This is a genomic window from Halosimplex amylolyticum (genome assembly GCF_051414035.1).
GTDB classification, from domain to species: domain Archaea; phylum Halobacteriota; class Halobacteria; order Halobacteriales; family Haloarculaceae; genus Halosimplex; species Halosimplex amylolyticum.
The window spans coordinates 332,626-357,248 of sequence record NZ_JBLKNW010000002.1 but is presented as its reverse complement, the minus strand read 5'-3'; the positions used below and the strand labels follow the sequence as shown (position 1 = coordinate 357,248).

The window sequence follows — 24,623 nt, the reverse complement described above, 5'->3', positions numbered from 1 at the left end:
AGCGGGTAGATGGAGCGACGTCCGAACACGCGCCGACCGGCCCCGCTGGAGTGGCGATGACGCTCCGTCCCGACACTGTCGACGCGTTCGAGCGGCTGGTCGAGCGACTGCCGGTCGCCCTGCTGGACCCGGCGGGCGAGACGCGCTACGTCAGCCCCGCCGCCGCGGCCGTCGCCGGCGTCTCTCCCGCGACACCGCTCGACGACGTCGGTCGGCTGGTGGCCCCGGCCGACGGTCCGGTCCTCGCCGACGCGTTCGCGTCGCTCGTCGACGGCGACGGGACCGAGGCGCGCGTCACCGCCCGTCCGGCCGGTCGCTCGGACGGCGCCGCCGTCGCCGCGACGCTGTTCGATTTCACCGCCGAACCGGCCGTCGGCGGCGTCGTCGTCCTGTTCACCGACGAGACGCGCGCGGCGCAGGTGCGGCGACTGGTCCGGGCCGCGACCGACCCCGACGACGGCGTCGCGAGCGCGGACTCGCCCCGCGACGTCGTCGACCGGATCGTCGCGGCCGCCAGCGGTGTCCCGTGGCTCGAACTCGGCTGTTACCTCCGCGACGGGGCGTCGGCACCGCTCGGACCCGTCGACCCGTCGGTCGACGACGATGCCGAGCCGGTCGTCAGGGCCGCCGACCGGACCGGCGAACGCCGCGTCGTCGGCCCCGACGCGGTCCCACTGAACGCCCTGCCCGACCGGCCGTACGCGGGCGGCCTCGCCGTCCCCATGGGGGACCACGGGGTGCTAGTCGCCGGCGTCCGCGACCAGGGCGACGTGACCCCCGACCTGCTGACGGGTCTCTCGCTCGTCGCGACGACGGGTTCGCTCGCGCTCGATCGACTCGCCGCCGGCCGAGCCCTCGGTCGATTTCGGGAGCAGAACCGCCGGTATCGCGCCGAGGTCGACCGTCTCGCGGCCGCGACGGCGACGGAACGGCGCGCCGAGGAGCGCGTGCTGGCGGCCGACTCGACCCAGGCGGTCCGGCAGGCGGTCTGTACCGAACTCGCGGCCGCGGAGCCGATCGCGCTCGCCTGGTTCGGCACCGTCTCGCCCGGCGGGAGCGAACTCGTCCCCGCGGCAGTCGTGGGCGACGGCGAGGCGTATCCGTCGGCCGTGACGTTCGAACTGGGCGACGAGTCGGGGCCGCCGGCAGCGCGGGCCCTCACCGAACGGAGCGTCGTCGCGGAGCGGGACCTCGCGGCCGGATCCGCGCCGGCCGACTGGCGGCGGGCCGCGCTCGACGCGGGGCTCCGATCGGCCCTCGCGGTCCCGATCGGCGGCGACGAGGGCACGCACGGCGTGCTCGCGGTCTACGGGCGAGCGGTCGGCGCGCTCGACGGACCGATCCGCGCGCTCGTCGAGCACCTGGGTCGCGTCGCCGCGTACGCGCTGACGGCGGTCGAACTGCGGGCGCTCGCGCTCGGGAACACGACCGTCGAGCTCGAGCTATCGGTGCCGGCCCCGAACTCGTTCCTCGCGGAACTGGCCGCCGCGATCGACGCCCCGGTTCGCTTCGAGAACGCCGCGCCGAACCGGAGCGGATACACTCGTCTGTTCGTCACCGTCGACGCGCCCGGCGACCGGGTCGTCGCGACCGCGAGGGACGTCGACGGCGTCGCCGAGGCCAGACACCTCGCCGACCGCGACGACGGCGCGCTCGTGGAGGTGATCGCCGAGGACGAGACGGTGCCGGGAACGCTCGCGTCGCTGGGCGCGGTCGTCACCGACGCGGAGACGACCGGCGAGGGCGTCCGCGCAATCGTCACCGTCGCCCGGAGTGTCGACGTCCGCGAGTTCGTCGACGACGTCCGGGAGCACTACCCCGAGACCGTCCTGCTTGCCCGGCGGGTCCGCGAGACGCCGGTCGAGGCGGACCGGCGCTTCCGCCGGAGGATCGAGTCGCGGCTCACCGACCGGCAGTACGAGGCGCTCCAGGCCGCTCATTACGGGGGGTACTTCGAGTCGCCGCGGCGCCAGACCGGCAGCGACATCGCGGCCACGCTCGACATCACCCAGCCGACCTTCGCGAACCACGTCCGCGAGGCCCAGCGGAAGCTCCTGATGGCGCTGTTCCGGTCGGGCTGACCCGTCAGTGGCCCCGACCGTTCCGACCGTCTCCGACGCTTACCGTCACGGTAACAATAGCGTCTAGAGGGCTACGTCCGCGTATGCCCACCCCGACCGACGCAGACCCGTCCGAGGAACCCGCCAGCCACGTCGGCACCTGCCCGGACTGCGGGACGCCCCTCCCGCGGTCGAACGTCGTCATCGAGTACGAGACCGGAGAAGAGTGGGGACAGCTCGCCGTCTGCACCGAGTGCCGCGACCTCGTCCACGCGTAGCGGACGCGGCGCGACGGCGGTCGATCGACCGAACGCCCGACGCTTCTCAGGGCGCGTACCGCACCGATCCGTTCCAGACGCCGTAGACGTCGTCGTACTCGCTGTCGCGGTCGACGAGCTTGACGGTGAGGGCGAGTTCGCCGGCGTCGAAGCGGTCGAAACCACCGTCTTTCCGCATGGTGATCCCGAAGGTCCCGTTCTCGTCCTGGACGACGTACTTCGAGCGCTCGAGGAGCTGGCCGTTCACGTAGACGAGGAAGTAGGGTTCACCGTCGACGGTTCCGTGGCTCGCGGGGTCGACGCGGGACATGCTGGTGTTCGCGTGGATCTCCAGATCGAAGTTAGAGTAGCCGGAGCCGTTCTCCGACGCGACCGTGTTCACGACCTCGACGGACGAGATGCGGGGCGTCGACGACGCGTTGGTCTTGTCTTCCATCGGCTTGTTGGGGAGTTCCGGGTGCGTCCACGACTCCGACGTCTCCGAGTCCGTCGTGGTCGCCTCCGTATCGGTCGGGGTCGCGGTCGCCGAGGCCGTCGCGCTCGCAGAGGCCGTCGCGCTCTCGTCCGTTCCGGCGTCGGTCGCGTCCGTGTCGTTCGTTGCCGCGTCGGTGCTAGTCGCTGCCGCGTCGGCGTCGGCCGCGTCGGTTTCAGCGGGCGTCGATCCCCCGTCAGGCGTCGCTTCGTCGGCGCCCAGTCCCGTGCCGCAGCCGGCGAGGGCGACGAGACAGGTGATCGCTACGACCGTCAGTATTCGGTTTCGCATGGACCCTCGTAGCCCGGCGTGGATCATTATTACGCGGCACGTATCGTGCCATCGAGTGGCATGCACAACGGAGCGTCCCGGGTGGGCCCCTCACCCGTATTCGGGACCGATAGCGTAAGCGCCGCTATTCTCCCGTTTTCGGGGGGTGAAACAGTACGCAACGGTCGAGACGGTCGGACCGTTTTATCCCGTCGTGAGGCCTTCGAAGCGGTATGCAATCCCGGAACGCGATGGCGGAGAACCGGCAGGAGTTCGAGGCGGCGCTGGGCGCGCTCGTCCGTTCAGCCGAGCGCGCCGGCGTCGACCTGGACGACCCTCATGCGGTCGTGGCCGACGGACTGGGGTGCTGGGAGATCGAGATTTCACGCGTTCGCGACGACAAACCCGAGCGGTCCCGGCCGCGGTGACCGGCGGACACCGAACCCGAGAGCGCCCCACCGCTCCTTTCTCCCGACACGCGTCCACGAACCGCGAGCCGACGGAACGACGACCGCCGGCGTGAGACTACCGGTCGCCGAGCGCGTGGTTGGCGACGTCGCGCAGGAAGGGGGCCGGGTCGTCGGCGGCGAGGTAGTCGAAGTTGGGCTGGCGGACGACCGACAGGGCCACCGACGCGACGGCCCGCGCCAGCGACGGCCGCTCGGCGTGGTCGTGGTCGTGTCGGAGGACGCTGTGGAGGTAGCTCGCCTCGCCCCGGAGCGTGTGACAGCCGACGCCCGTCTCGTAGTCGGCGCGGCCGTCGCCGGACGGCGGGTCGTCGATTCGCCCGTCGGTGGGACCGCCGTCGGTACGCCCGTCTGCGGAGTTGCCGGCAGAGCGGTCGCCGTCTCCGGCAGAGCGGTCGCCGTCTTCGGCAGAGCGGTCGCCGTCGGAGTCGCCGGTCCCGAGCCGGTAGTAGACGGCGGGGAAGTCGACGCCCGCAGCGACGGCGAGCGGGAGCGAGCCCCAGAACCGCGGGTTGACTTCGAGCAGCTTGAAGCGGCCGTCGCGCCGGTCGCGCCGGAACTCGACCATCGCCGGACCGTGCCAGTCCAGGGCGGCGAGCAGGCGCCGGCCGGCCGCGGCCAGCTCGGGGACGTCCACGGCCTCGCGGTAGACGCTCGCACCGCCGTCGTAGCTGTAACTGCGGACGCGCCGGTGCTGGAAGGTGCGGACCGGGTCCCCCTCGTCGCAGACGGCGAAGAAGCCGTACTCGCCGCCGTCCGGGACGTGCGACTGCACGATCGGTTCGTGGCCCATCTCGTCGACGAGCGCCTCGACGTCCGGTCGCTCGCCGGGGTCGGTGACGCGCACCTCGGGATAGGCGACGCCGCCGTCCTCGATCACGAAGGTGTAGCGCGGTTTGACCACCGCGCGGCCCGACCAGTCCTCGCGCTCGCGCAGGAGCGACGTCTCCGGCACGGGTACGTCCGCCGACTCCGCGATCGCGAACAGTTCGCGGCGGTCCTGGGCGCGGCGGAGGCGGTCGCCGTCGACCCACGGCGTCGCCACGCGGTCAGCGAGCGCCGCTCGGTCGCTGGCGAGCGCGTAGATGTCGGGTTCGTACAGCGGGACGAGCGTCCGCACGTCCGGTCGGTCGGCGAGGTCGAGGAGGGCGTCCCGGTAGCCGTCGAGGTCGGTCCCCGGCGAGGGCGCGACACGGCTCTCGTCGCAGTGCCTGGAGGCGAGCGCCGGGGCGGACTCGCTCGACGCGACGCCGATCACGGAGAGGCCGAGGCGGCTCAGCGACCGGATGCAGGCGAGGCTGCTCCCGCCGTGGTCGGCGGGGACGACGACGGCGTCGGGACGGCGCTGCCGGTCTGACATTCGCTTCGCCCTCGGGCGGCCACCGCCTTTCTTATCGCCGTCCTAAGCGGGCGGGGAGACTCGTTCGGGCTCGGCCAGCGCGGCGACGAGGCGCTCGGTCGCCTCGGTCACCGACCGGTAGGCGTCGTCGAACGCCCGCCACCCCTCGCCGTGCGGATCGGGGACCGCGATCGCTTCCTCGTCGGTGAACGCGTGCAGGAAGTACGGCTGGTCCGAGCGCTCGGGGAAGGTCCGCCGCAGGCGACGCAGGTTCCGGACGTCCATCACGACCACCAGGTCGCTCTCGTCGAGCAGGTCACCGGTGACGCGGGTCGACCGGTGAGTCGTCAGGTCGACGCCGTACTGCGCGGCCACGTCGACGGCCTGCGTCGGACTCGTCCGGCCGTCCTCGGCCAAGAACCCCGCGGAGTCGAACCGCGCGGCGTCCCCCTCGTCGCACTTTCGCGCGTAGCGTTCGGCCAGCGGGCTCCGGCAGATGTTCCCGTGACAGAGAAAGAGGATCCGCGGTGTCTCGGGGAGGTCCGCGAGCGCCGCGTCGGGATCGAGCGCCCGCGGTGACGGGGCGACGCGCAGCCGCGTCCGCTCGATCGTCCGCGCCGCGCGGTCGATCCCCTGGCGGACGTACTCGCCGGCGACGGTCCGGAGTCCGTCGGTCACGACTCGGGCCTCCGCGTCCGGTCGGCGACGGCGCCCATCGTCGCGATCTCCAGATCGCCCACGTCGCGGTGGTCCGCCGCGCGCTCCAGGACCCGGCGGAGCCGGGCGTAATCGGCGGGTTCGGTCAGGTTGTGGGGGTGGAACCACAGGTGGCAGACGCCGCCGTCTTCGGCCGCGGCGTCGACGCCGCGCTCGGCCCGCTTCGCGACGGGGTCGTCATGCAGCGCTGCGGCCGCCCCGGTGACGGGGCCGAGCCCGTCGAAGAGGTACATCGAAGCGGGGACGTTCACGAGCCCGTACTCGTCGACGCGCGGGCGGACCAGCGGGGCGCGGCCGCGGTCGAGCAGCGCGCCGGCGGCCTTCCGGACGCGCCGGTCCGCGGCCGTCCGGTCGGCGGTCGGCGCGAGGCCGCGGTAACAGCCGAAGTCGGCCTCGGCCAGCAGAGCTCGGTAGCCCACCTCGTTGACGGGGAAGACGAACGAGTCGAGGTCGCAGCCGACGGCCGCGGCGGCGTCGCGCGTGCGCTCGACCTCCCGGCGGGCGAACAGCCGCGTCATCCGCTCGTGGTCGAAGTGGACGTGGGTGAACCCGTGGCCGGCGATCTCGTGGTCCGCGTCGGCCTCGCGGACCTCCTCGACGAGGTCGCGGCCGTACCACGCCCGATCTGACGAGAGCGACCGGTCGCCGTCGCCCCCGGGCGCTACGTCGCAGGGTCGGGCGCCGGCCGGGTGGTCTCGGTGCGGTTCCTCGCAGTCCTCGAGCAGGAGGTGCCCGACGACCGCCCAGGTGGCGGGCACCTCGTAGCGGTCGAACAGCGCGACCAGTCGCCGCCAGGCGCGGCGGGCATCCGCGATCCGCTCGGCGGGCGGGTCGACGTCGTGAAAGCCCCAGGCGAGCTCCGCGTCGAGCGAGAGCACGAGCGTCCCCACGGGTCACCGCCTCCGCGCGGCGCGACCGGTCGCTGTCTGTCGCGCGGAGGCAGTCCGGTCCGTCGGTCGCGCGGCGGCCGTTCGGCCCGATGCTGGCGAGCGGGGCCGCCGCGACTGCGCCCGTTCGATCGGCGTCATGACCGAACACCGGCCCCGTGGTGCCATTATTATGTCTCGGGTAAGCGCCGCGCAACTGTCTCGCCGCCCGGGCGGACGGTTAGCCCGCGGTGCGCTCGGGGAACCGCCGACGGAGCCGACGCCCGACCGCACCGAGCGGGTCCGGACAGGACGTGAGGACGTCGATCGTCTCACCGAGGCCGACCGCGCCGGTGAGGTACGCGATCGTCAGGAAGACGAGCAGGCCCGCGGGCGGCACGGCGAACAGCGAGAGCGGGAGCGAGACGCCGACGACCGGGACGAGCAGGTCGGCGGTGACGAACCGCGGGAGGGCGAGGATGGGACCGGCCGCGAGCGCGACGGTGGCGACGACGCGCCCGACTCGGAGGTCAGCCAGCGGCTGGAAGCCGATCCGGCGGGCGCTCCAGAGGTGGAAGACGAACATCGACGCGTAGCCGACGCTGGTGGCGACCGCCGCGCCGCGCATCCCGTAGCGCGGGATGAGCGCCAGGTTGAGCAGGGCGTTGACGACCGCGCTCGCGCCGGTCGCGGCGATGGGGTATCGCAGGTCGCCTTTCCCCTGCTCGATGGCGAGCAGCGGGCGAGCGAGCGCGAAGCCGACGGCGCCGGGGACCAGCAGGACGAGCGGCGTCACCGCCGGGGTGTACTCGCTCCCGAGGTACGTCGGGACCGCCACGTCGGCGAGCGCGACGAGTCCGAGTCCCATCAGCGCCGTCAACAGGAGGGTGTAGCGGGTGGTCCGGGCCGCGATCTCGTTGATGCGGTCGACGCGGTCGTTCGACCACAGCTCCGACATCGAGTGGACAAACACGGACTGGATCATCAGCGGCACCATCCAGAGGAACTCCGCGAGGGTGAGCGCGCCCTTGTAGTAGCCGACGGTGGCGCCGCCGACGAGGACCTGCAGCATGACGACGTCGACGTGGTACAGCGACATCATCAGGAACATGAGGAGGACGGTCAGCGAGTTGAACGTCAGCATCTCCCGGCGGGGGAGCCAGTCGGGCGACGCCGTCGCGCCGCGGAGCGAGGCCTTCCGCGCGATGATGGCGAGTCCGACGACGGCGGCGACGAGGCCCGAGAAGACGCGCCCCGCGAGCGCGCCCGCCGCGCCGAAGCCCAGCGCGACCAGCGGGAGCGCGAGTCCGACGAAGAGGCCGTGGTTGAACACCTTCAGCGGCTCCGAGTAGCGTTCGAGGCCGAACCCCATGAGCGTCCGGCGGGCGTAGCCCCAGAACTGCGCGGCGAAGACGCCGACGACCAGCAGGTAGAACAGCGGCTCGTAGGCCGGGCCGAACACCGTCGCCACGAGCCCGAAGTACGTCGCCGAGAACATGAGGAGGGCGCCGGCCGCCGCGAGGAGGAGCGCCAGCCGGAAGTAGAAGCCGACGACCGCTCCCTCCCAGCGGTCGCGGTCGCGGTCCTCGGCCACGTACTTGCGGACGCCGTCGGTGACGCCGGCGCTCACGAAGATCATGAACAGTGCCTGCACCGAGACGACGGTGCCGAAAATGCCGACCCGGCGAGGCCCGAGCAGCTGATAGAGGACTGGCGTCGTGAGGATACCCATCACGAGCGAGATCGCTTTCGCGCTCGCGATCGACAGGAACCCGCTGAGGATGGTCCGGTCCACGCTACGACCACCCCGGATCCGGGTCGGAGCGGCCGGTATCGACGGGAGCGACCGGACCGGTCGCGACGCGACGGCCGACGGGCGTGCGAGCGGTCGGGGCCCCGCCGTGGCTGGCGACGTTCACGGATATGGAAACGTCGCGCCGGAGCCGCCTTTCTTATGCGTCTGATAAGGGAACGTCGGGCCGCAGTCACCGGCGACGGCGGCCGGGAAATCCGCCCGATCCGCGCCGGCGGCCGCGGTCGGGCGGGCGCGCGGCGGTGGCGCGGTCCGGTTCGCGGTCGGCGGGACAGGAACCGCCGTATCGCGATCGGACCGTCCCCCGCGACGGAGCACCGTCCGACTGCGGGCCCGGTGGGGTCGGCTGCTGGATCGGTGGAGGGAGCTTCTGGCCCGGTGGGGTCGGCTGCTGGATCGGTGGAGGTGACTTCGGGGACCGCGGGGGCCGAGGGCGGTACTGAAAGCGTCTCGGACGGGGATCACGGCGAGAGGTCGCCGTCCAGGAGGTCCGACGCAGTGACGACCTCGACGTCCGCCTGATCGACGTACTCCAGGGTGGCGCGGAAGTCCGACTCGGAGATCCCGTCCGGGCCGATCGCGTGGTGGTTCAGGACGACGAGCTGGCCGTACTGCTCGGCGTAGTCGACGTACTGCTGGACCGCGCTCGGGTCGGTGGCGTTGATGCGACCGAAGTTGTACGTCGTCGTCGGGGAGAGGCCGTTGGGCATGCCGCCGAAGGTGAACAGCGACTCGTGATGCTCGCGGACCAGGTCGTCGGTGTTCGGCCCGACCATGTTCTGCGGGGTGAGGAAGTGGCGCGCACCCTCGCGGAACCCGTTCCGGTCGAGGAACTGCTTGTTGTCCTCGATGCGCTGTTTCTGCTTGGCCTCCGAGAACTCCGTGAGGAGTCGCCCGCGGGTGACGGGGTGCGAGGCCATGTCCCAGCCGGCGTCGCGCATCTCGCGCATCATCCCGACGTCGAGCCGGTCCGTGTTGCCGACGGCCGCCGCGATGACACCCTCGACGCCCGGCAGGCCGTACTCCTGCATCGCGGGGAACGCGCGCTCGTAGTGGCTCTCGTGGGCGTCGTCGAAGGTCAGCATGACCCGGCCTCGCTCCGGCCGTTCCACGGCGCGCAGATCGTCGACCGCGAACTCGACCGGTTCCTCGACCCCGCCGCGCCGGCGGCAGACGATGCGGATCTCCTGGACCTTCGAGAGGTCGGGGTCGCGCTCGACCGTCGTCGTCCCGAAGTCGACGCGGACCCAGCGGTCGGTCGGGCCGGGCATCGTGCGCATCATCCGGACCATGTTCCCGCGGTCGGGCGCCAGCAGGGCCACGGAGATCTTCGCGATCTCCGGTTTCGAGAGCTTGACCGCCAGCGAGAGGTTCCGGTCCGAGAAGTCCTGCGGTTCGCTGAACGCCGTGTAGATGCCGCCGAAGGCGTCGCCGCTCTGCGATTCGACGCGCGCGGACTGGCTCCCGTCGTAGGGGTCGCTCGTCTCCGCCGAGAGCTCCCCCTGGTCGCTCAGGACGAACCAGCGGTCGAAGCGCTCGAAGTCGTCGAGCTGTTCGCCCGGGAGGTCGAGCGGACTCGTCGGCGTGGCGGTCGCGGTCGGCGCGTCCGTGCCGTTCGGTGCGGTCGCCGTCTCGTCCGGGGTCGGCGAGGCGGTGGCCGTGGCGGTGCCGTTGGCGATCGGGCCGTCCGTGTGTGTGACGTCGCGATCCGGTGAATCCGTCTCGCCGGAGCGGAACGACGAGAGGCAACCCGTGACGGACAGTGCCCCGACGGTGCCGAGGAACGCTCGTCTGGTCTGTCGACTCATGCACCCGTCCCGACGAGCCGACCCGTCTTTCTTATCGGGACCGTAGCGGCGCGCACCTCGCCACGGCCTCGCCTGCCGAACCAGACGGGGACGCGACGACGCGTTCCGCCGCCGGACTCGCGAGGCCGTGGCGGGTTCTCCCGCCGCCCGCGTCGGCTTACGACTGCGCTAAACCGCGGTTTCGTCGTTACCAAACGCATAGTGAAACCGACCGCTGGGGAAGGGTCGGGCATGCCGGTCAGTTTCAGCGGCTGGGCGTCGGCGCTCCGCGAGGGGCTCACGGAGGACCCCCGGCGGGCGGTCCTCCGGGGCGCCTACTGCGCGTACCTCGGGCTCTGGTACACCGTCACCTCGCGCGTCGAGCCCGGTCGAAACGTCTACGAGCGCGACTGGGACGCGCTGATCGTCCTCGACGCCTGTCGCGTCGACGCGCTCCGCGCTGTCGCGCCGGAGTACCCGTACCTCGACCGGGAGGACATCGAGAGCGTCCGCTCGGTCGGGTGCAGTTCCCCCGAGTGGCTGGTCAAGACGTTCACGACGGACCACCGGGAGACCGTCGCAGACACCGCGCACGTGACGGCGAGCGCATTCGCCGAACCGGTCTTCGAGGAGGGCGTGTACGGGCCGAACCTCACGGTCCCGTTCGGGTGGCCGCGCCGGAACGTCGTGAGCGACGACGACTTCGCGGACCTCGTTCGCGTCTGGCCTCACGGGCGCGACGAACGGATCGGAGCCGTGCCGCCGGGCGACGTGACCGAACGAGCCATCGTCGCGGGCCGCGCGACGGACGCCGGTCGACTCGTCGCCCACTACGGCCAGCCCGGCACGCCCTCGCTGGGCCGGACGACCGACGGGGACGACCGGACGGACGAGACCGACGCCTGGTCGGGACTCCGCGACGGCGACGTGAGTCGCGAACTCCTCTGGGAGCGCTACCTCGACGACCTGCGGTACGTCCTCGACGAGGTGACGGTCCTCCTCGAGAACCTCGACGCGCGGACCGTCGCGATCACCGCGGACCACGGCGAGGCGTTCGGCGAGTGGGGAGCGTACGGCCACCTCGACGGGCTGGCCATCCCACCGGTAAAGCGTGTGCCGTGGGTCGAGACGACCGCCACCGACACAGGCTGGCGCACGCCGACGAGCGACGTCGAACGGGTGTCGAACGGGTGACCCGCTGATGTGGCCCTGGGAGCACCTCGCCGTCGGCTACCTGTGCTACTCGGTCGCCGTCCACGCGGTCGACGGACACGCCCCCGACGGCCAGTGGGTCCTGCTGCTCGCCCTCGGGACCCAGGTGCCCGACCTCGTCGACAAACCGCTCGCCTGGTCGCTGGACGTGTTCGCCGTCGGTTACGGGCCCGCTCACTCGGTGCTCGTCGTCGGTCCGGCGCTCTGCGTCGCCGCCGCGGTCGCGGTCCGCGAGCGGCGCGGCGAGCCGGCCGTCGCCGCGTTCGGGATCGGCTGGCTCTCGCACCTCGCCGGCGACCTCGTCTATCCCGTCCTGCGAGGCGACCCCGTCCCCGTGGGCCGGGTCCTCTGGCCGGTCGCCTCGTTTCCTGGCCCGGTGACCGACCGCGGGCTGGTCGAGCGGGCGCTCGTGTACTTCCTCCGGTATCTCGCCCAGATACTCTCGCTCGAACCGAGCCCGCTGCTCGTCGTGCAGATCGGGCTCGTCACTGCCGTGGGCCTCCTCTGGCTGGCCGACGGCGCGCCCGGTCCACTGGCCGCCTGGCGACTCCTCGACGGCCGGTGACGCCGGCCCGCTCCGATTCCGGCTAGGGACCGTCCGACCGCAGGACTGCGACGCGGACGGGACGACGCGAAACAGTCCGGATCGATGGAACGTCGAAATCTACATTGGGACGCCGCCCCACTGACGAATCGTGTCCTATGCCAACATACATCACTCACGTCGACGTGAACGAGGGCCAGTTCCAGAATCCCCAGGAGTTCGTGTCGATCTGGGGGGCGATCCGGGAGGACATCCAGGAACTCGGGGGCGACGTCGAGGAGACGTACGCGATTCTCGGTGACTACGACTTCCACGTCAGGTTCACGGTCGAGAGCAGCGAGACGGCGTTCCAGGTGACGCAGGTCATCGAGCGCCACGGCCTCGACACGAAGACCATGGAAGCGCTCCCCCTCGATCGGGTCGGCGAACTCGTCGAGGACATCTGACTGGGACGGCCTCCGTTCCCGTCGAGAGGGCCGAACGGACCGGGGTAGCCGGGCCGTCTGCCCGGGGACGCGCCGGTTCGGTCTGGACGCGGTCCGCCGCACCGCTCGTAGCGACAGCCGCTGCGCGCTCGGACGGAGAGTCGAGCGAGTGGAGGGGAAGTCGAGTGGGCGGACGGAGAGTCGAGCAGGCGGACAGATCCAGTGAGCGATTTTAGCGAGATGGTAAGCGGCGCGGCCAGGGTGGCGGTGGTGAGGGGCTGCCGGCGCGTCTCGCTTACCGCCCCTATAATAAACCACGCCGCGAGCGACGCCCGAACCAGCGACGGTGCGCCGTGCGACAGCGGCGCCCCGGGGCATCGAACGAATGACGACGACACAACACGACACGGGAGGTCACGCGTCGAGAGCCAGTCTCGGTGGGAGGAGCGGGCGCTGCGCGACAATCGCCGAGCGGGCGCACGGGGCGGGAGGGTAACAGATGCGCGCCCTCCACCTCTACACGTCGACGCGATCGTTCTTCGAGGAGCAACTGGCCGCGCTCGAGGCGCGCGGGATCGACTGCACCGCGGTGGGCGTGCCGGGGGAGTACGAGCCCGACTCCCCGCGGACGGCCGCCGACTACGCCCGCTACCTGCCGCGCGTCCTCGACCACAGCCTGGACGGGTACGACCTGGTCCACGCGAACTACGGGCTGACGGCGCCGTTCGCGCTCGCCCAGCCCACCCGCCCGGTGGTGTTCACGCCCTGGGGGACCGACCTGTTCGGCGACCGCAGGTGGCTCACCGGCCTCAGCCGCCTCTCCGCCCGGGCCGCCGACGCGGTGGTCCTGCCGAGTCGCGCCTGCGCGTCCGCGGTCCCCGGCGACCACCCCGTCGTCCCCTTCGGCATCGACCTCGATCGCTTTTGCCCCGTCCCGCGAGCGGAGGCACGCGACCGCGTCGGCTGGGACCCCGACGAGCGGGTCGTCTTGTTCCCGTACGACCCCGCCCGCCCGGAGAAAGACTACCCGCGCGCCCGCAGAGTGGTAGAGGCTGCCGACGTCGACGCCGACCTCCGGATCCTCACCGGCGTTCCCCACGAGGAGGTCCCGCTGTACCTGAACGCCAGCGACGCCGTCCTCGTCACGTCGACCCGGGAGGCCGGGCCGATGGTCGTCAAGGAGGCCGCCGCGTGCAACGTGCCCGTCGTGTCGACGGACGTCGGCTTCGTCCGCGAGACGCTCTCGGGCGTCTCGAACTGCCGCGTCTGCGACGACGAAGCGGCGCTCGTCGACGGGATCGAAGCCGTCCTCGACGGCGACCGGCGCTCTGACGGGCGAGCGACCGTCGACGGCCTCGGGATCGACCAGATGGGCGAGCGCCTCGCCGAGGTGTACCGCCGCGTCGGCCGCGGGGAGGCGGTCGCCGATGTCTAGCTTCGGCGCGGGCCGGTCGAGCGGCGTCCGCCTCGACGTGCTCGCGGCGTTCGGGGGGCTCCTGGTGGCGCTCGCGCTCTTCCCGCTTCGGTTTCTCGCCTCGCAGATCTACATCCTGACGATCCCCCTCGTCCTCGGCCTGGCCTGTGCGCTCTACCTGATCGCCGTGTACCGGCCGCGGGAGGCGACGGCGCCGCCGCTGTTGCCGACGACCGTCGCGCGCTCGCTGCCCGGGCTGTCGTTCGCGGCCATGGGGCTGCTCGTGGTCGTCGCGACCGTCGAAGGGGGGCGGACCCTGCCGTTCTACCTCGTCGCGGCCGTCGTCGCCTCCGCGCTGACGGTCCAGCCGCTGGCCGCCAGCGACGAGGACTTCCGGGCGCGGCTGACGCTCGTCCAGGTCGTCCTGTTCGCGGCCGTCCTCCGCTTCACCGCGCTGGCCACCACGCCCGGGTTCATCGGCATCGACATCTGGTCCCACGTGCCGATCCTGGCCGACAGGGTCGCGACCCAGCACTCGCTCTCGGCGATGGCCGGCGACAAGTACTACGCGTCGCCGCTGTACCACCTGCTCGTCGCGGCCGCCTCCTTCCTCTACGACGTCCCGCTCCGCGCGGCGCTGTACCTGTCGCTCGGCGTCGCGATGCCGATCTCCGTGGTATTCGTCTACCTGACGACCGGGCTGCTCGTCCGCCAGCGGTGGGCGGTGCTGGCCGCGTCGCTGTACGCCATCGGCGACTACACCATCCAGTGGGGGATGCACCTCATCCCGACGAGCATGGGGCTCGCGTTCTACCTCGCGGTCCTCTACGCGCTCGTCCGGGTGATGCGCACCGAGTACGGCAGCCGCGACTTCCTGTTGCTCGTCTTCCTCACGGTCGTCGTCATCCTGACCCACCAGGTGTCGTCGTTCATCATGCTGGTGACGCTGCTGACCGCCATCGTCGCGCAGGTACTGGGGTCGCTCGGCGTCTTCGACCCGAACCGACCGCTGCGGTTCACGCGGCGCGAGACGGTCAACGTGGTCGGGCTGTTCGTCTTCGACGCAGGGTTCGTCACGTTCATGTGGTCGTTGACGCCGTACAACGGCGATTCGTTCCTCGAAACCGTCTTCAGCTACCTCGAGGAGACGATCCGGACGAGCGCGGGCTTTCTCAACCTCGCGAGCGGGTCGGCGTCCGGGTCGGCCGCCGGGCCGGAGACGACGCTGATCGAGCAGGTCGCGCTGTACGTCGACACGCTCGGCTTCCTGTTCCTGCTCTTTGCGACGTTCGTCGGCTGTCTCTACGTGGTCTCTCGCGACCACGCTCGCCAGTCGGTGCTCACGCTCCTGGTGTCGGCGGCCGTCATGCTCGTGTTCGTGATGCTGCTGCCGATGTTCGGCATCCGCAACTTCATCCCGACGCGGTGGTTCGCGTTCCTCTACGCCCCCATGGCCGTCCTCGCCGCCGTCGGCTTCCGCCACCTCTCGCGGGACCTCGCGAAACCGCTCCTGGCCGCCGTCCTCCTCCTCTTCGTCGCGGTCTACCCCGGCGCGATGATACTCTCGGGCGAAGCCACCGTCGACAATCCGGTGTTCGAGGACGACCGGGAGGAGCTCGCCTACACGGAGTCCGAGATCACCGCCGCGCACACGATCGGCGACATGACCGGCAGACCTCGGGGGCAGGAGATACGCCCCGACCAGGTGATCTTCACCGACCACCCCTACCAGACCGTCATCGACCGGATCGACTCGCACCCGACGGACGTGGCCGTCCTCAACGAGAGCCAGCGGTCCGAACACGACATCACCGTTTATCGCCGCGCCCAGTCCACGGAAGCGACCTACTTCCTCGTCGGCGGGAACGGACACGCGCTCAACGTGCCCCGCGAGCGGGTCTGCCGACCGAACCAGAACGTCCTCTACGCCAACGGTGACGTGGCGCTCTGTACCGCGCCTTCCTGACGACGGTTCCCGCGGCGGACCGCTGTGACGTGACGGCCGTTCGGTCTCGGTTTTTCGTCACGAGTCCGAACGGCAAGGACACGGTGAGCGGCACCGGCGGTACGGACGAACGTACCTGGCCCGGAGCGGATGGGACGAAGCGGGTCAACGAAGACCGCGAATTGAACGGGCAAGTCAGAAAACTCCGGTGATGAAACCAAATCCCATGATGGCGAGGACGGCTGCGGAAAATGCTGGGAGGTACGGCGTGTACTGCTCGACTGCCTCCTCTGAGTGCTGGTAGCCTGCAATCAACAGCATCGTCAGTCCCACGATCCCCGCGATGACGGTGAGGGCGTACGCACTCATCAGCTCGAGGCAGTGGTTCGACCCGGCGCAGAGCGCAATAATCTCGAATTCCTCTTCGTGGGCGAATCCGAGGACGAACGCGAACCACCCGATCCCGAGGAGGCCACGGTCAGCGGTAGCTTCGGGGTCATCGTGTGAGTGAGAGTGTCCACCGGCGAAGGGAACGAAAGCTTTCAAACGAGTGATCGGTCCGTTGTTGTGGTTGTGTGAATGGCTCTGCTCGTGAGAATGACCCGAATGCTCCTCCAGTTCATGGTGGTCGTGGCTGTGATGGTCGGAGTGGCCGTCATCACCGTGACTGCCGTGAGAATGCCCGTGGAAGTATTCACGAATTCCAAGCGCGATAAGTAGGACACCGGCAACAAGACTGACTGGCCCGCCAATTTCGATACCACCGAGTATCGTCATCGGCTCGTTGACCTGCGTGAGGTTGAAGTAGTCTTTCGCGTAGAAGAACACCCCCACCATCGCAATACTGCTGATAAGGTGGCCGACACCGATGATGAGACTCGCCGCGAACCCGTACACCCACTTGTTCGTCTGGTCGAGCGCATACGAGGCGGCAACGGGCCACCCGTGACCCGGTTCGATGCCGTGGACTGCGCCGAGCGCAACTGCCCCGAGGAAGAGACCGAGCGCTTCGCCGTGTAACATCCTGATCGAGACTCTGCTATCGACGTGAATAACGGATGTTAATACCGAAGTGGGTGGATCATCATACGAGAACCTCTTGTAGAATCACGACGAGCCAACACCTATGCGAACGAGTTTCAATATTCCAGACGAAGTCGTCGAAGAGTTCGACCGAGTTTGGAAAGAGCAGGACATCGAAAACAGGTCCCGAGCGGCCCGAGAAGCGATGCTGGAGTACATCGAGTCTCACTCTCGCCTCGAAGAGACGAGCGGGGAAGTCGTCGCGCTCGTCGCGTTCGATTATCGCCACCACGAGGTGATACAGGAACTCCACGCTGTCCAACACGAGTATCAAGACGTGATCCTCAACACGAGTCATACGCACCAAGGGGAGTGGTGCCTCGAATCACTGTTCTGTCGGGGATCAGCCGAGCAAGTACGTACCCTCACCTACCGACTCCGCGACTTTGACGGCGTCAACCGGGTCAAGGTGATGGTCATCCGAGACGGCGAAGAATGACGATCAGCTAGAAACCTTCGAGAGGGACACTCGCGATGTGTTTCACCTGTACTGACCGTAGGTAGTCGAAACAGGTCTACTTCGGAGGGGTTCGACAGAGCCGCTCCCGCCTGTTCAGTCATTGCGAGAAACAGACACCGGGACGACGCCGCCCCGTCCGTAGCGCTTCCGCCCGCCGCTCGTCGAGCGCGTCGTCGAACGAGCGGCCAGCGGAGAACGGTACTTCGGTGTCGTCACGGCGTCGGGTCGGAATGGAGAAGTGCGGAAACGCGGAGAGGAAGAGAGTCGAGGGTGGACGGCCGCCGAGCGAGTCAGGAGAGCGTGACGTCGAGCCGGAGCGACCGGTACGCCGAAGCAGGCGACGGGTTCTCCGGCGAGTCGCCGCGGTAGAGGTGGAGGACGATCCGGTGGTTCTCGCCGGACAGGTCCGGGGTGATCGCGAGCGGAGTGCGTTTCGTCTCGTTTGCCGGGACGCTCACGTCGCGCGTCGCGAGGTGCTGACGGCCGGTGACAGTGACCGTCCCGTTGCCGTCAGCTCCCCCGTCGATCCGCTGGAGCTCCGCGACGACCGTGTAATCGGCGCGCTCGCCCTCCCGGTTCCCGACGAACACGTCGAGCGTCGACTCCTCGCCGCGGGAGAACGTGTCGGGGTAGTTAGCCTGGCTGTCGATGGTCATGTCGTCCGTCTCGACGTAGAACTCGGTGAACCCCTCGGACTGGGAGGGTGCGACCGCCGCGTAGCCGACGCTCGTCGAGAGGACGACGAGCCCGACGACGAGCAGAACGTTGGGGATCGTAGCCTCGTGTATACGATTTCTGCCTGGCGTATACCACACGCGGGGGAGCGCGAACGCGACGGCGAATCGGTCCTCGGGGTCGACCCGCAACCGAGTGACGGCGGCGGCGAGGAGCGCGAGCGCTGTCGTCCAGGCGATGCCGGCGAGCAGGGGCCGGAGCCGAATTCCCAAGCCGGCGAGGTCGACGCCGAGCGCGACCAGCGGGACGACCGCGACGCTACAGCAGACCGAGAGGGCGAACCGGCCCTCGGCGCCGAGCCCCGCGCCGTCCCGGAGGTACTCGCTGGGGCCGAGCGACGCCGCTTCGAACTCGTCGAAGGGCATGAGCGAGTGGCCGCTCGCCGCGCGCTCCGGGAACAGCGCGGCGACGAGCGCGTAGCCGGGCAGGAAGAGGATCAGCGGGGCGGCGACCAGGATCCGCGCGATGCCGTCGACGCCAGCGGCGACGCCAGCGACGCAGGCGGCCGTCGCCGCCCCCACAGCCACCAGGTCGATGGACCAGTGTCCGCGTTCGTTCATCCGATCACCGGTAGACGCGGCGGGTCCTTACTTATCGGGAGCGTAATCCGGCGTCGATCACGGCCAGGGGGTCGCGGTCCACGTTCGCGTCGAGGCAGTCGCCGAGCCACCGCTCGACGTCGGCGACGCGGAGCTTGTGTCGCGGTCGGAGCTCGTGGAGGTAGCCGCGCTCGGGGAACAGCCGCTGGTCGAGCTGGTGGCGTTCGAAGTTCTCCGTTCGGCTGGGCCAGGAGGCGCTGTCGTGGTCGACGAACGGCAGCGTCCGCCGACAGAGGTCGACCGCGCCGTTGAGCAGGGCCGAGTCGTACGGGCGATTGGGCGGCCGGTGACGCAGGATGTCGCCGTCGAGCCGTCTGGCCGCGGCCAGGAACGTCTCCGTCGACCGGTGTTCCGGTGGGGTGCGGAGGTGCCACTCGAGGAGGCCGCTGTCGACGGCGACGAACGATTCGAGGAAGTTGTCCGCCAGGTGCGTCCGGAACGGGAGGGTCGGCTGGTTGACGATGCCGCAGGCGTCGATGACGTTCTGGACGTCGACGGCGCGGTCGTCGTCGACGATGCGTTCGCGGACGTCGTCGACGGCCTCGGCGACGGCGCGGCGGGCGAACGCCTCGTGGTCGTCCGGTCCGACGCCGCTGAAATCGCGCAGGCGGTGGCTCCCCGTCTCCGTGTAGCCGATGCGGCCCAGGAGGGCGTCCACCGGGTCCGCGTCGGGGTCGAGCCCGCCCAGCGGCACCTCGATACCGCCGACGGGGAGGGTCGACGGTTCGAGGAAGTGGCCGCGGAAGAGCGTGTCCCACAGCAGGCCGTGGTACACCGAATCGACGCCGATGGCGTCGGTCTGGTCGGCGTGGTGGACGTGCAGGGACTCCTTGATCCCCTGCCCGTACCGGGACTTGTTCGCGTCGACGAGCAGGTAATCGTCCGTGGAGTCGAGCGCGGTGTGGGAGACGCCGTACTGCGCGGCCACCTCGGCCGCGCGGGTGACTTCCTCGCCGTCGCTGTCGCCCACCGTGTAACACTGGCTGATGTGGGGGAGTTCGGCGAGGAGGACGCGCGAGTCGTAGCCGGCCGAGAGGAGGAGGCCGGTTTCGCCGGGATAGTCGCTGCGGCGCTCGATAGCGGTGCGCAGGCGGCGGGCGAGTTCGGCCGCGTAGTCGAACTTCCCTGGATCGTAGACGAATCGGTCGAGCGGCGTCACGCCGTCGGGCCCGAGGGTCGCGTCGAACGGCACCCGGCTCACCGATTCGAGGAGCGTCCGCCGGCCGAAGACGACGCTCAGGTGGAGGAACTCCCGGAGCGCTCGCCGGGAGACGCGCGGCGCGTCGACGGTCCGCCCGACGGAGGCCGCGTCCGAGCCGAAGACGCGAGTGCCCGGGGCGTCGGTGTAGAAACACTCCCACGAGCGGATCGGGTCGGTGGCGACGAGGGCTTCGTCACCGTGTTCGAGTGCGACGAGATACGATCCGTTGAGGGCCGCGAGGGCGTCGGTACCGCGCTCGGCGTAGGCGTCGGCGAGCCAGGCGGCGACGTCGTCGCCGCCGGTGGGACAGAACGCTTCGCCCCACACGACGCAGTGACCGGCGTCGTGTTCGTAGACGTCGCTACGGCCCGTCACGCCCAGGGCCGGATCTCGAAGTCCGACGGTCAGGTACTCGCCGGCGACGACGGCGTCGTACTCGTCGCCGGTCCTGAAGCGTCGGAACGCGTCCGCGTCGTCGAATACACCGAACAGTTCCTTGTACACGGTCGTGCACCTCGCGACGTCGTCTGCGTCGTCGCGCGACGGGACGTCCTGGGACCCGTCGACGCATTACTATCCCGCGGATAATCGGGTCTCTCGGCCGCTTACCGGAGCGCTAAACCACTCGACCGCACGGGACCGACTCACCGGCGCCGCGCGGCGACGACGAGGACCGCGACGGCGAGCGCGCTCGTCAGCACCGTCCGCCGGTCGGTTCGGCGTCGGAAGCCCCCCGCAGCGGCCCACGCGAGGCCGGGCACGTGCCGGCCCGGCACCGTCGCCCCGGCGAGATGTCGGATTCCGGTGAGGAACGAACCCTCGGCCAGGTGCCGCTTGGCCAGGATGAGGTTGTGGCGGCCCCTGACGTCGAACCCGCGCTCCTCGGCGCGTTCGACGGCGTCGGCGTACTTCGCGAGGTACTCGCGGTCGGCGGCCGCCACCGTCTCCGCGGCGGGCGTGCCGGTGTCGTGGCGGACGACCAGCGGCGCGTCGACGTGGGCGAGCGGCCCCTCGTCGAGGAGCCGGAGCACGAACTCGGGGTCCTGGAACCGGTCGAGTTCCTCGTCGAAGCCGCCCACCGAGCGCGCGACGTCCGTGCGCGCGACGAGCGTGGACCCGGCGCCCGGGTGCAGCCGGTCGGCCAGGATCTCGCCGACGAGCTCCTCGCCGCCCTCCGTCGGGTGGTCGTCGTCGGCTCGCGCGAGCAGCCCGGCGGCCAGCGACTCCAATCGCGCCGCCGGTCCTTCGCGTCGCGTCTCGAAGTCGCAGTAGGCCGCCACCCAGTCCGCGTCGTCCGCTTCGAGGCGGTCGATCTGGCGTTCGAGCTTCGTCGGCTTCCACTCGTCGTCGGAGTCGAGGAAGGCGACGTACTCCCCCTCGGCGGCCTCGATCCCGGTGTTGCGGGCGACGTTCCCCCCGCGGTTCGTCTCGTGGGCGACGTACCGGACCCGGTCGTCGTCGTAGTCGGCGACGACGGACTCGGTCTCGTCGGTCGAGCCGTCGTCGACCACGACGAGTTCGAGGTCGGCGAACGTCTGTCCGAGTGCGCTGTCCATCGCGCGCGGCAGAACGTCCGCGCGGTCGTACGTCGGGATGACGACGCTCACTGTCGGCATTGCTCGCCACGTCGCGACCCCACGGCATTATTATCTCGTCCGTAAGCCCCGGCACACGCCCCGTATTCGCCACGACGGAGTATCGGAGATTCGACGAGCAGGGATCCGCCGGGCTCAGTCGTCGATCCCGTTGGGGAAGTCGTTGTGCTTGAGTCGGTAGTCCGCGACGTCGTCGAAGATCTTGATCGAGGCGCGGTCCTCGTCGTAGGAGACGCTGCGAGTGTCCTCGATCCAGGCGCCCTCGTCCTTGACGGCGAGGCCGCGCTCGGCGACGGCGATGTCGCAGTCGTCGACGTAGGCGTCTCGCCCCGCGAGGAGGATGCCGCGGCGCTTGTTCCCGCCGGTCTGGTCGATAGTGACGTTCCGGAACGCACAGCCGTTCCGCAGACAGCGGATGGCGTGGCGCATCGTCTCGCCGCCGGCGTCGCCGGTGATCCGGACGTTCGAGAGGCCCACCTCGCCGCCGCCGCCCGCCTCGATCTGGACCGCGTTGTTGCTGTCGCGCATCTCGATGCCCACGTCCTTGAGGTACGTCGGTCCAGAGCCAGGGTTCACGTGGACGCCGATGGACGCGTCTTCGCCGACGGTCACGTCCGAGTGCTTGACGAACGCGCCGTCCACCTCGCTACCGACGTTGATCCCCTCGCCGGTGGGGTTGGGCATCGACACCGTCGTGTCGTCGACGACGACCCACTCGCTGTGGTCGAGGCGGATCCCCTCCTGCGGGATGTCCCAGGGCTGGTCGTCGACCACCACGGTCGCGCCGGTGACGGAGACCCGTCGGCCGCCGAGTCGGAGCGACGCGGTGCCGCTGTTGGCGTAGCGACCGCCCTCGACGTTCACCCTGCCGCTGCCGCCCGAAGCGTAGAGCCCGTTGTCGGGAAAGCCGCCGAGGTCGCAGTCGCGAAAGGTGATCGTCCCCTCGTGGGCCCACGAGCAGAGGATGCCGGTCGGTCCGCGCCAGAGGTGGTCGCCCGGGGTCTGCCACGTCGCCGCCGCTCCGTCCGGGGCGCGAAACCCCTGGACGAGTCCCTCGCCGCCACTGTCGGTGACCCGGAAGAGCGCCGGCCCCCACGTGCCGCTGTCGTGGCGGCCCTGGACGTCGATGTCTTTCACCGTGAGGCCGTCGTCGACGGCGACGTCGAACACCCGAACCCCCGTGTCGGCAGCCGTGAAGTCGACCGTGAAGTTCTGGATGTGGAGGTCGTTCCCCGGCACCTCGGGGGTCCCGAGCCGGAACAGTTTGTTCGAATCGTCGGCGAAGGAGTGAAAGTCAGCCGGGACGAGCGTCGCGTCCAGCCCCGCCATCCCGAAGTGGTCGAAGTCGGTGAACCGGACCTTCCGGTCCATGTAGTACCGCCCCGACGGGAACTTCAGGAGCGTGTCGTCGTCCGCGAGGTCCTCGATCACGTCTACGACTGATTCCTCGCCGGTGCGGTCCGCGCCGTAGTCGGTCACGTAGAGCGACGTGCCGTACTCGTCGTCGAGTTCGTGGTACGCCGACGCGACCCCCGAAAAGAGCCCCGCTCCCGCGAGTCCCGCACTCCCCGATTTCAGAAACGATCGCCGGTCGAGCCGCGTGGAAGACAGTTCCGATGTCACGGGAGATGGGCCGTGGCTGGGGGTGATGAATGACCCCCATAGTCTCGACCGTTTCGGACTGTTTCGGCCGATTTCGCCGGCGAAACGGTCAGTCGCGCGAACACTATCCCGGAGGTCGGGCCCGAACTGCGAGGGATCTGCGCGGTCGACACCCGTCGTTTAGGCCCTCGATAGTCGCCGGCCGACCCGCCGACGGCGGCCAAACCGGCCGATCGAGGCGGTGGGCACGAGCGACGCAGCCACGCGCGAGTGAGACCGGGTGGAGGGACGGCGGTGGCCACCCGGTGGCGGCCTACGCGACAGATAAGTAAGTAGGTCGATGGCGTGGGGACGACCCAGATGAGACAGTCCAGACGAGCCTTCCTCGCGACCGTCGGAGCGGTCGGCCTCGCCGGGTGTAGCGACGTCGGGGGCCGGAACGACCCGGACGCCGCCGCGCCCGCGGGGGGAACCGACCCGGCTATCGAGGTCGCGACCGGTACCGAGACGGACGTCGCGACCAGCGGCCAGACGAGCGTCACGACCGCTGGCGCGACCGACGGGGAGACGAGTACCCCCACGCCCGCCAGCCGGACGGGAACCGCGTCGGCCCCCAGGACGGACGTGGGAGCGCGGCTCGAAGGCTTCGAGGACCTCGAGTACTGGTACGCGCTCTCGGACCAGGGGACGATCGAGCCGGAGAGCGAGGGCGTCTACGCCGGCTCGCAGTCCCTGCGCCTCCGGGCGTCGGGCGACGACGCGTTCGCCGGCGCGTTCACGTCGTTCGGCGAGCCGCGGGACTTCGGCGGCAAGAACGTCTCCCTGGCCGTCAAGGTGCGAGAGCCGGCGATCGCGAAGCTCTCGGTAGCGCTACTGGCCCCGGACGAGTCGAACATGGTCAGGATGACGCGGACGTTCCCCGGACCCGTCGGGGCGTGGGTCCGCTCGGACATGGGCGTCACGGCGGTCCGCGGCGACCCCGACCGCTCCGCCGTCCAGGAGGTCCGACTCGTCGCCCGGCGCCGCGACCAGGACGGTGCCGCCATCGACGTGTCGGTCGACGACGTGCGGCTCGCGGACGCCCCCGACACGGGCTCCGTGACGTTCACGTTCGACGACACCCACGAGAGCCACTACGAGACGGCGTTCCCGCTGATGGAGGAGTACGGCTTCAGCGGCGTCGAGGGCGTCATCGCGGACGCCGTCTACCGGGGCGACCGCCTCGACGTGGGGATGATGACCGAGATGGCGGACGCGGGCTGGGACATGGCCTCACACCCGTACGTCGGGGAGAAGCTCCTCACGGAGTTCTCCGCGGCGAAGCAGCGGCGCGTCGTCGAGCGGAACAAGCAGTTCCTCGTGGACAAGGGGTTCGAGGAGGGCGCGCGGCACTTCCTCACCCCGAAGAACATGGTCGGGCCGGCGACCATGCGCGTCGCCCGGGACGTCCACGACTCGCTGTACACCTTCGGCGGCATGCCGAACGGACGGCCCGCCACGACGAACTACTACAACAGCCGGATCGCGGCCGCGAACACCGACCGGATCAGGCGGTACGTCGACTACGCGGCCGAGTTCGGCCAGCACCTCGTTCTCAATCACCACGCGATCGGGACGGGGGCGGGCGCGCTCGCCGAGACCGACTTCGCGGCGCTGCTCGAGTACGTCGACGGCGCGGACGTGGACGTCGTGACGTGTTCGGACACACTCGCGCCGCAGGGACAGCATTGACGAGCAAC

The 24,623-nt window shown here is 70.2% G+C and carries 21 protein-coding genes; 10 read left to right on the top strand and 11 right to left on the bottom strand.

All coding sequences use genetic code 11. The features are described 5' to 3' along the window. Nucleotides 1–56 precede the first annotated feature (56 nt). Nucleotides 57–2,081, top strand: a complete 2,025-nt coding sequence (locus tag ACMGFE_RS12320; protein ID WP_436925497.1) for a bacterio-opsin activator domain-containing protein — start codon at nt 57–59, stop codon at nt 2,079–2,081. 83 nt (nt 2,082–2,164) lie between these two features. Further along, nucleotides 2,165–2,338 (top strand): DUF7837 family putative zinc-binding protein, encoded by a 174-nt coding sequence (locus ACMGFE_RS12315; RefSeq protein ID WP_436925496.1) that lies wholly within the window; start codon nt 2,165–2,167, stop codon nt 2,336–2,338. Nucleotides 2,339–2,384: 46 nt separating this feature from the next. Here ACMGFE_RS12315 and ACMGFE_RS12310 read toward each other — a convergent pair whose 3' ends face one another. Next, nucleotides 2,385–3,101 carry a hypothetical protein gene (locus tag ACMGFE_RS12310; RefSeq protein WP_436925495.1) on the bottom strand — a complete coding sequence of 239 codons (717 nt, stop codon included), beginning with the start codon at nt 3,099–3,101 and terminating at the stop codon, nt 2,385–2,387. Between the two features lie 212 nt (nt 3,102–3,313). Here ACMGFE_RS12310 and ACMGFE_RS12305 point away from each other — a divergent pair, with 212 nt between their 5' ends. Next, entirely contained in the window at nt 3,314–3,508 is a 195-nt protein-coding gene (locus ACMGFE_RS12305) for a hypothetical protein (protein WP_436925494.1), read from the top strand. 97 nt (nt 3,509–3,605) lie between these two features. Here ACMGFE_RS12305 and ACMGFE_RS12300 read toward each other — a convergent pair whose 3' ends face one another. The 5 genes from ACMGFE_RS12300 to ACMGFE_RS12280 all read right to left on the bottom strand — a co-directional run bounded on the left by ACMGFE_RS12300 (nt 3,606) and on the right by ACMGFE_RS12280 (nt 10,090). Continuing rightward, nucleotides 3,606–4,907 carry a carboxylate--amine ligase gene (locus ACMGFE_RS12300; RefSeq protein ID WP_436925493.1) on the bottom strand — a complete coding sequence of 434 codons (1,302 nt, stop codon included), beginning with the start codon at nt 4,905–4,907 and terminating at the stop codon, nt 3,606–3,608. A 42-nt stretch (nt 4,908–4,949) separates the two neighbouring features. Next, nucleotides 4,950–5,564: an arsenate reductase/protein-tyrosine-phosphatase family protein gene (locus tag ACMGFE_RS12295; protein ID WP_436925492.1), complete on the bottom strand. Its 615-nt coding sequence runs from the start codon at nt 5,562–5,564 to the stop codon at nt 4,950–4,952. Next, on the bottom strand, nt 5,561–6,493 hold the full coding sequence (locus tag ACMGFE_RS12290) for a polysaccharide deacetylase family protein (RefSeq protein WP_436925491.1): 933 nt from the start codon (nt 6,491–6,493) through the stop codon (nt 5,561–5,563). Before ACMGFE_RS12290 ends, ACMGFE_RS12295 begins: the two co-directional genes overlap by 4 nt. A 217-nt stretch (nt 6,494–6,710) precedes the next feature. Beyond that, nucleotides 6,711–8,264: a flippase gene (locus ACMGFE_RS12285; protein WP_436925490.1), complete on the bottom strand. Its 1,554-nt coding sequence runs from the start codon at nt 8,262–8,264 to the stop codon at nt 6,711–6,713. A 479-nt stretch (nt 8,265–8,743) separates the two neighbouring features. Then, a complete protein-coding gene (locus ACMGFE_RS12280; protein WP_436925489.1) occupies nt 8,744–10,090 on the bottom strand; it encodes a polysaccharide deacetylase family protein in 1,347 nt (448 codons plus the stop codon). Between the two features lie 231 nt (nt 10,091–10,321). Here ACMGFE_RS12280 and ACMGFE_RS12275 point away from each other — a divergent pair, with 231 nt between their 5' ends. The 5 genes from ACMGFE_RS12275 (at nt 10,322) to ACMGFE_RS12255 (ending at nt 15,630) form a co-directional block, all read left to right on the top strand. Then, a complete protein-coding gene (locus ACMGFE_RS12275) occupies nt 10,322–11,263 on the top strand; it encodes a hypothetical protein (protein ID WP_436925488.1) in 942 nt (313 codons plus the stop codon). Nucleotides 11,264–11,270: 7 nt separating this feature from the next. Then, on the top strand, nt 11,271–11,846 hold the full coding sequence (locus tag ACMGFE_RS12270; protein WP_436925487.1) for a metal-dependent hydrolase: 576 nt from the start codon (nt 11,271–11,273) through the stop codon (nt 11,844–11,846). A gap of 137 nt (nt 11,847–11,983) precedes the next feature. Further along, nucleotides 11,984–12,271 (top strand): GYD domain-containing protein, encoded by a 288-nt coding sequence (locus tag ACMGFE_RS12265; protein ID WP_436925486.1) that lies wholly within the window; start codon nt 11,984–11,986, stop codon nt 12,269–12,271. Between the two features lie 478 nt (nt 12,272–12,749). Next, nucleotides 12,750–13,685 (top strand): glycosyltransferase family 4 protein, encoded by a 936-nt coding sequence (locus ACMGFE_RS12260; RefSeq protein ID WP_436925485.1) that lies wholly within the window; start codon nt 12,750–12,752, stop codon nt 13,683–13,685. Next, nucleotides 13,678–15,630: a hypothetical protein gene (locus ACMGFE_RS12255; RefSeq protein ID WP_436925484.1), complete on the top strand. Its 1,953-nt coding sequence runs from the start codon at nt 13,678–13,680 to the stop codon at nt 15,628–15,630. Before ACMGFE_RS12260 ends, ACMGFE_RS12255 begins: the two co-directional genes overlap by 8 nt. Before the next feature lie 174 nt (nt 15,631–15,804). Here the strand turns inward: ACMGFE_RS12255 and ACMGFE_RS12250 are convergent, their stop codons facing one another. After that, nucleotides 15,805–16,632: a hypothetical protein gene (locus tag ACMGFE_RS12250; RefSeq protein WP_436925483.1), complete on the bottom strand. Its 828-nt coding sequence runs from the start codon at nt 16,630–16,632 to the stop codon at nt 15,805–15,807. A 103-nt stretch (nt 16,633–16,735) separates the two neighbouring features. Here ACMGFE_RS12250 and ACMGFE_RS12245 point away from each other — a divergent pair, with 103 nt between their 5' ends. After that, nucleotides 16,736–17,131 (top strand): CopG family ribbon-helix-helix protein, encoded by a 396-nt coding sequence (locus tag ACMGFE_RS12245; protein WP_436925482.1) that lies wholly within the window; start codon nt 16,736–16,738, stop codon nt 17,129–17,131. A 311-nt stretch (nt 17,132–17,442) separates the two neighbouring features. Here the strand turns inward: ACMGFE_RS12245 and ACMGFE_RS12240 are convergent, their stop codons facing one another. The 4 genes from ACMGFE_RS12240 to ACMGFE_RS12225 form a co-directional block, all read right to left on the bottom strand. Then, nucleotides 17,443–18,447 carry a DUF8471 domain-containing protein gene (locus ACMGFE_RS12240; protein WP_436925481.1) on the bottom strand — a complete coding sequence of 335 codons (1,005 nt, stop codon included), beginning with the start codon at nt 18,445–18,447 and terminating at the stop codon, nt 17,443–17,445. A gap of 31 nt (nt 18,448–18,478) precedes the next feature. Continuing rightward, on the bottom strand, nt 18,479–20,191 hold the full coding sequence (locus ACMGFE_RS12235; RefSeq protein WP_436925480.1) for an asparagine synthase-related protein: 1,713 nt from the start codon (nt 20,189–20,191) through the stop codon (nt 18,479–18,481). Nucleotides 20,192–20,331: 140 nt separating this feature from the next. Further along, the gene (locus ACMGFE_RS12230) at nt 20,332–21,303 is read right to left on the bottom strand and encodes a glycosyltransferase family 2 protein (RefSeq protein ID WP_436925479.1); all 972 of its coding nucleotides are present in this window, start codon (nt 21,301–21,303) and stop codon (nt 20,332–20,334) included. A 114-nt stretch (nt 21,304–21,417) separates the two neighbouring features. After that, a complete protein-coding gene (locus ACMGFE_RS12225; protein WP_436925478.1) occupies nt 21,418–22,905 on the bottom strand; it encodes a hypothetical protein in 1,488 nt (495 codons plus the stop codon). A gap of 339 nt (nt 22,906–23,244) precedes the next feature. On the opposite strand from ACMGFE_RS12225, the gene ACMGFE_RS12220 reads away from it, so the two are divergent. Continuing rightward, nucleotides 23,245–24,615, top strand: coding sequence for a polysaccharide deacetylase family protein (locus ACMGFE_RS12220; protein WP_436925477.1), 1,371 nt, complete (start codon nt 23,245–23,247; stop codon nt 24,613–24,615). The last annotated feature ends 8 nt before the right edge of the window (nt 24,616–24,623 follow it).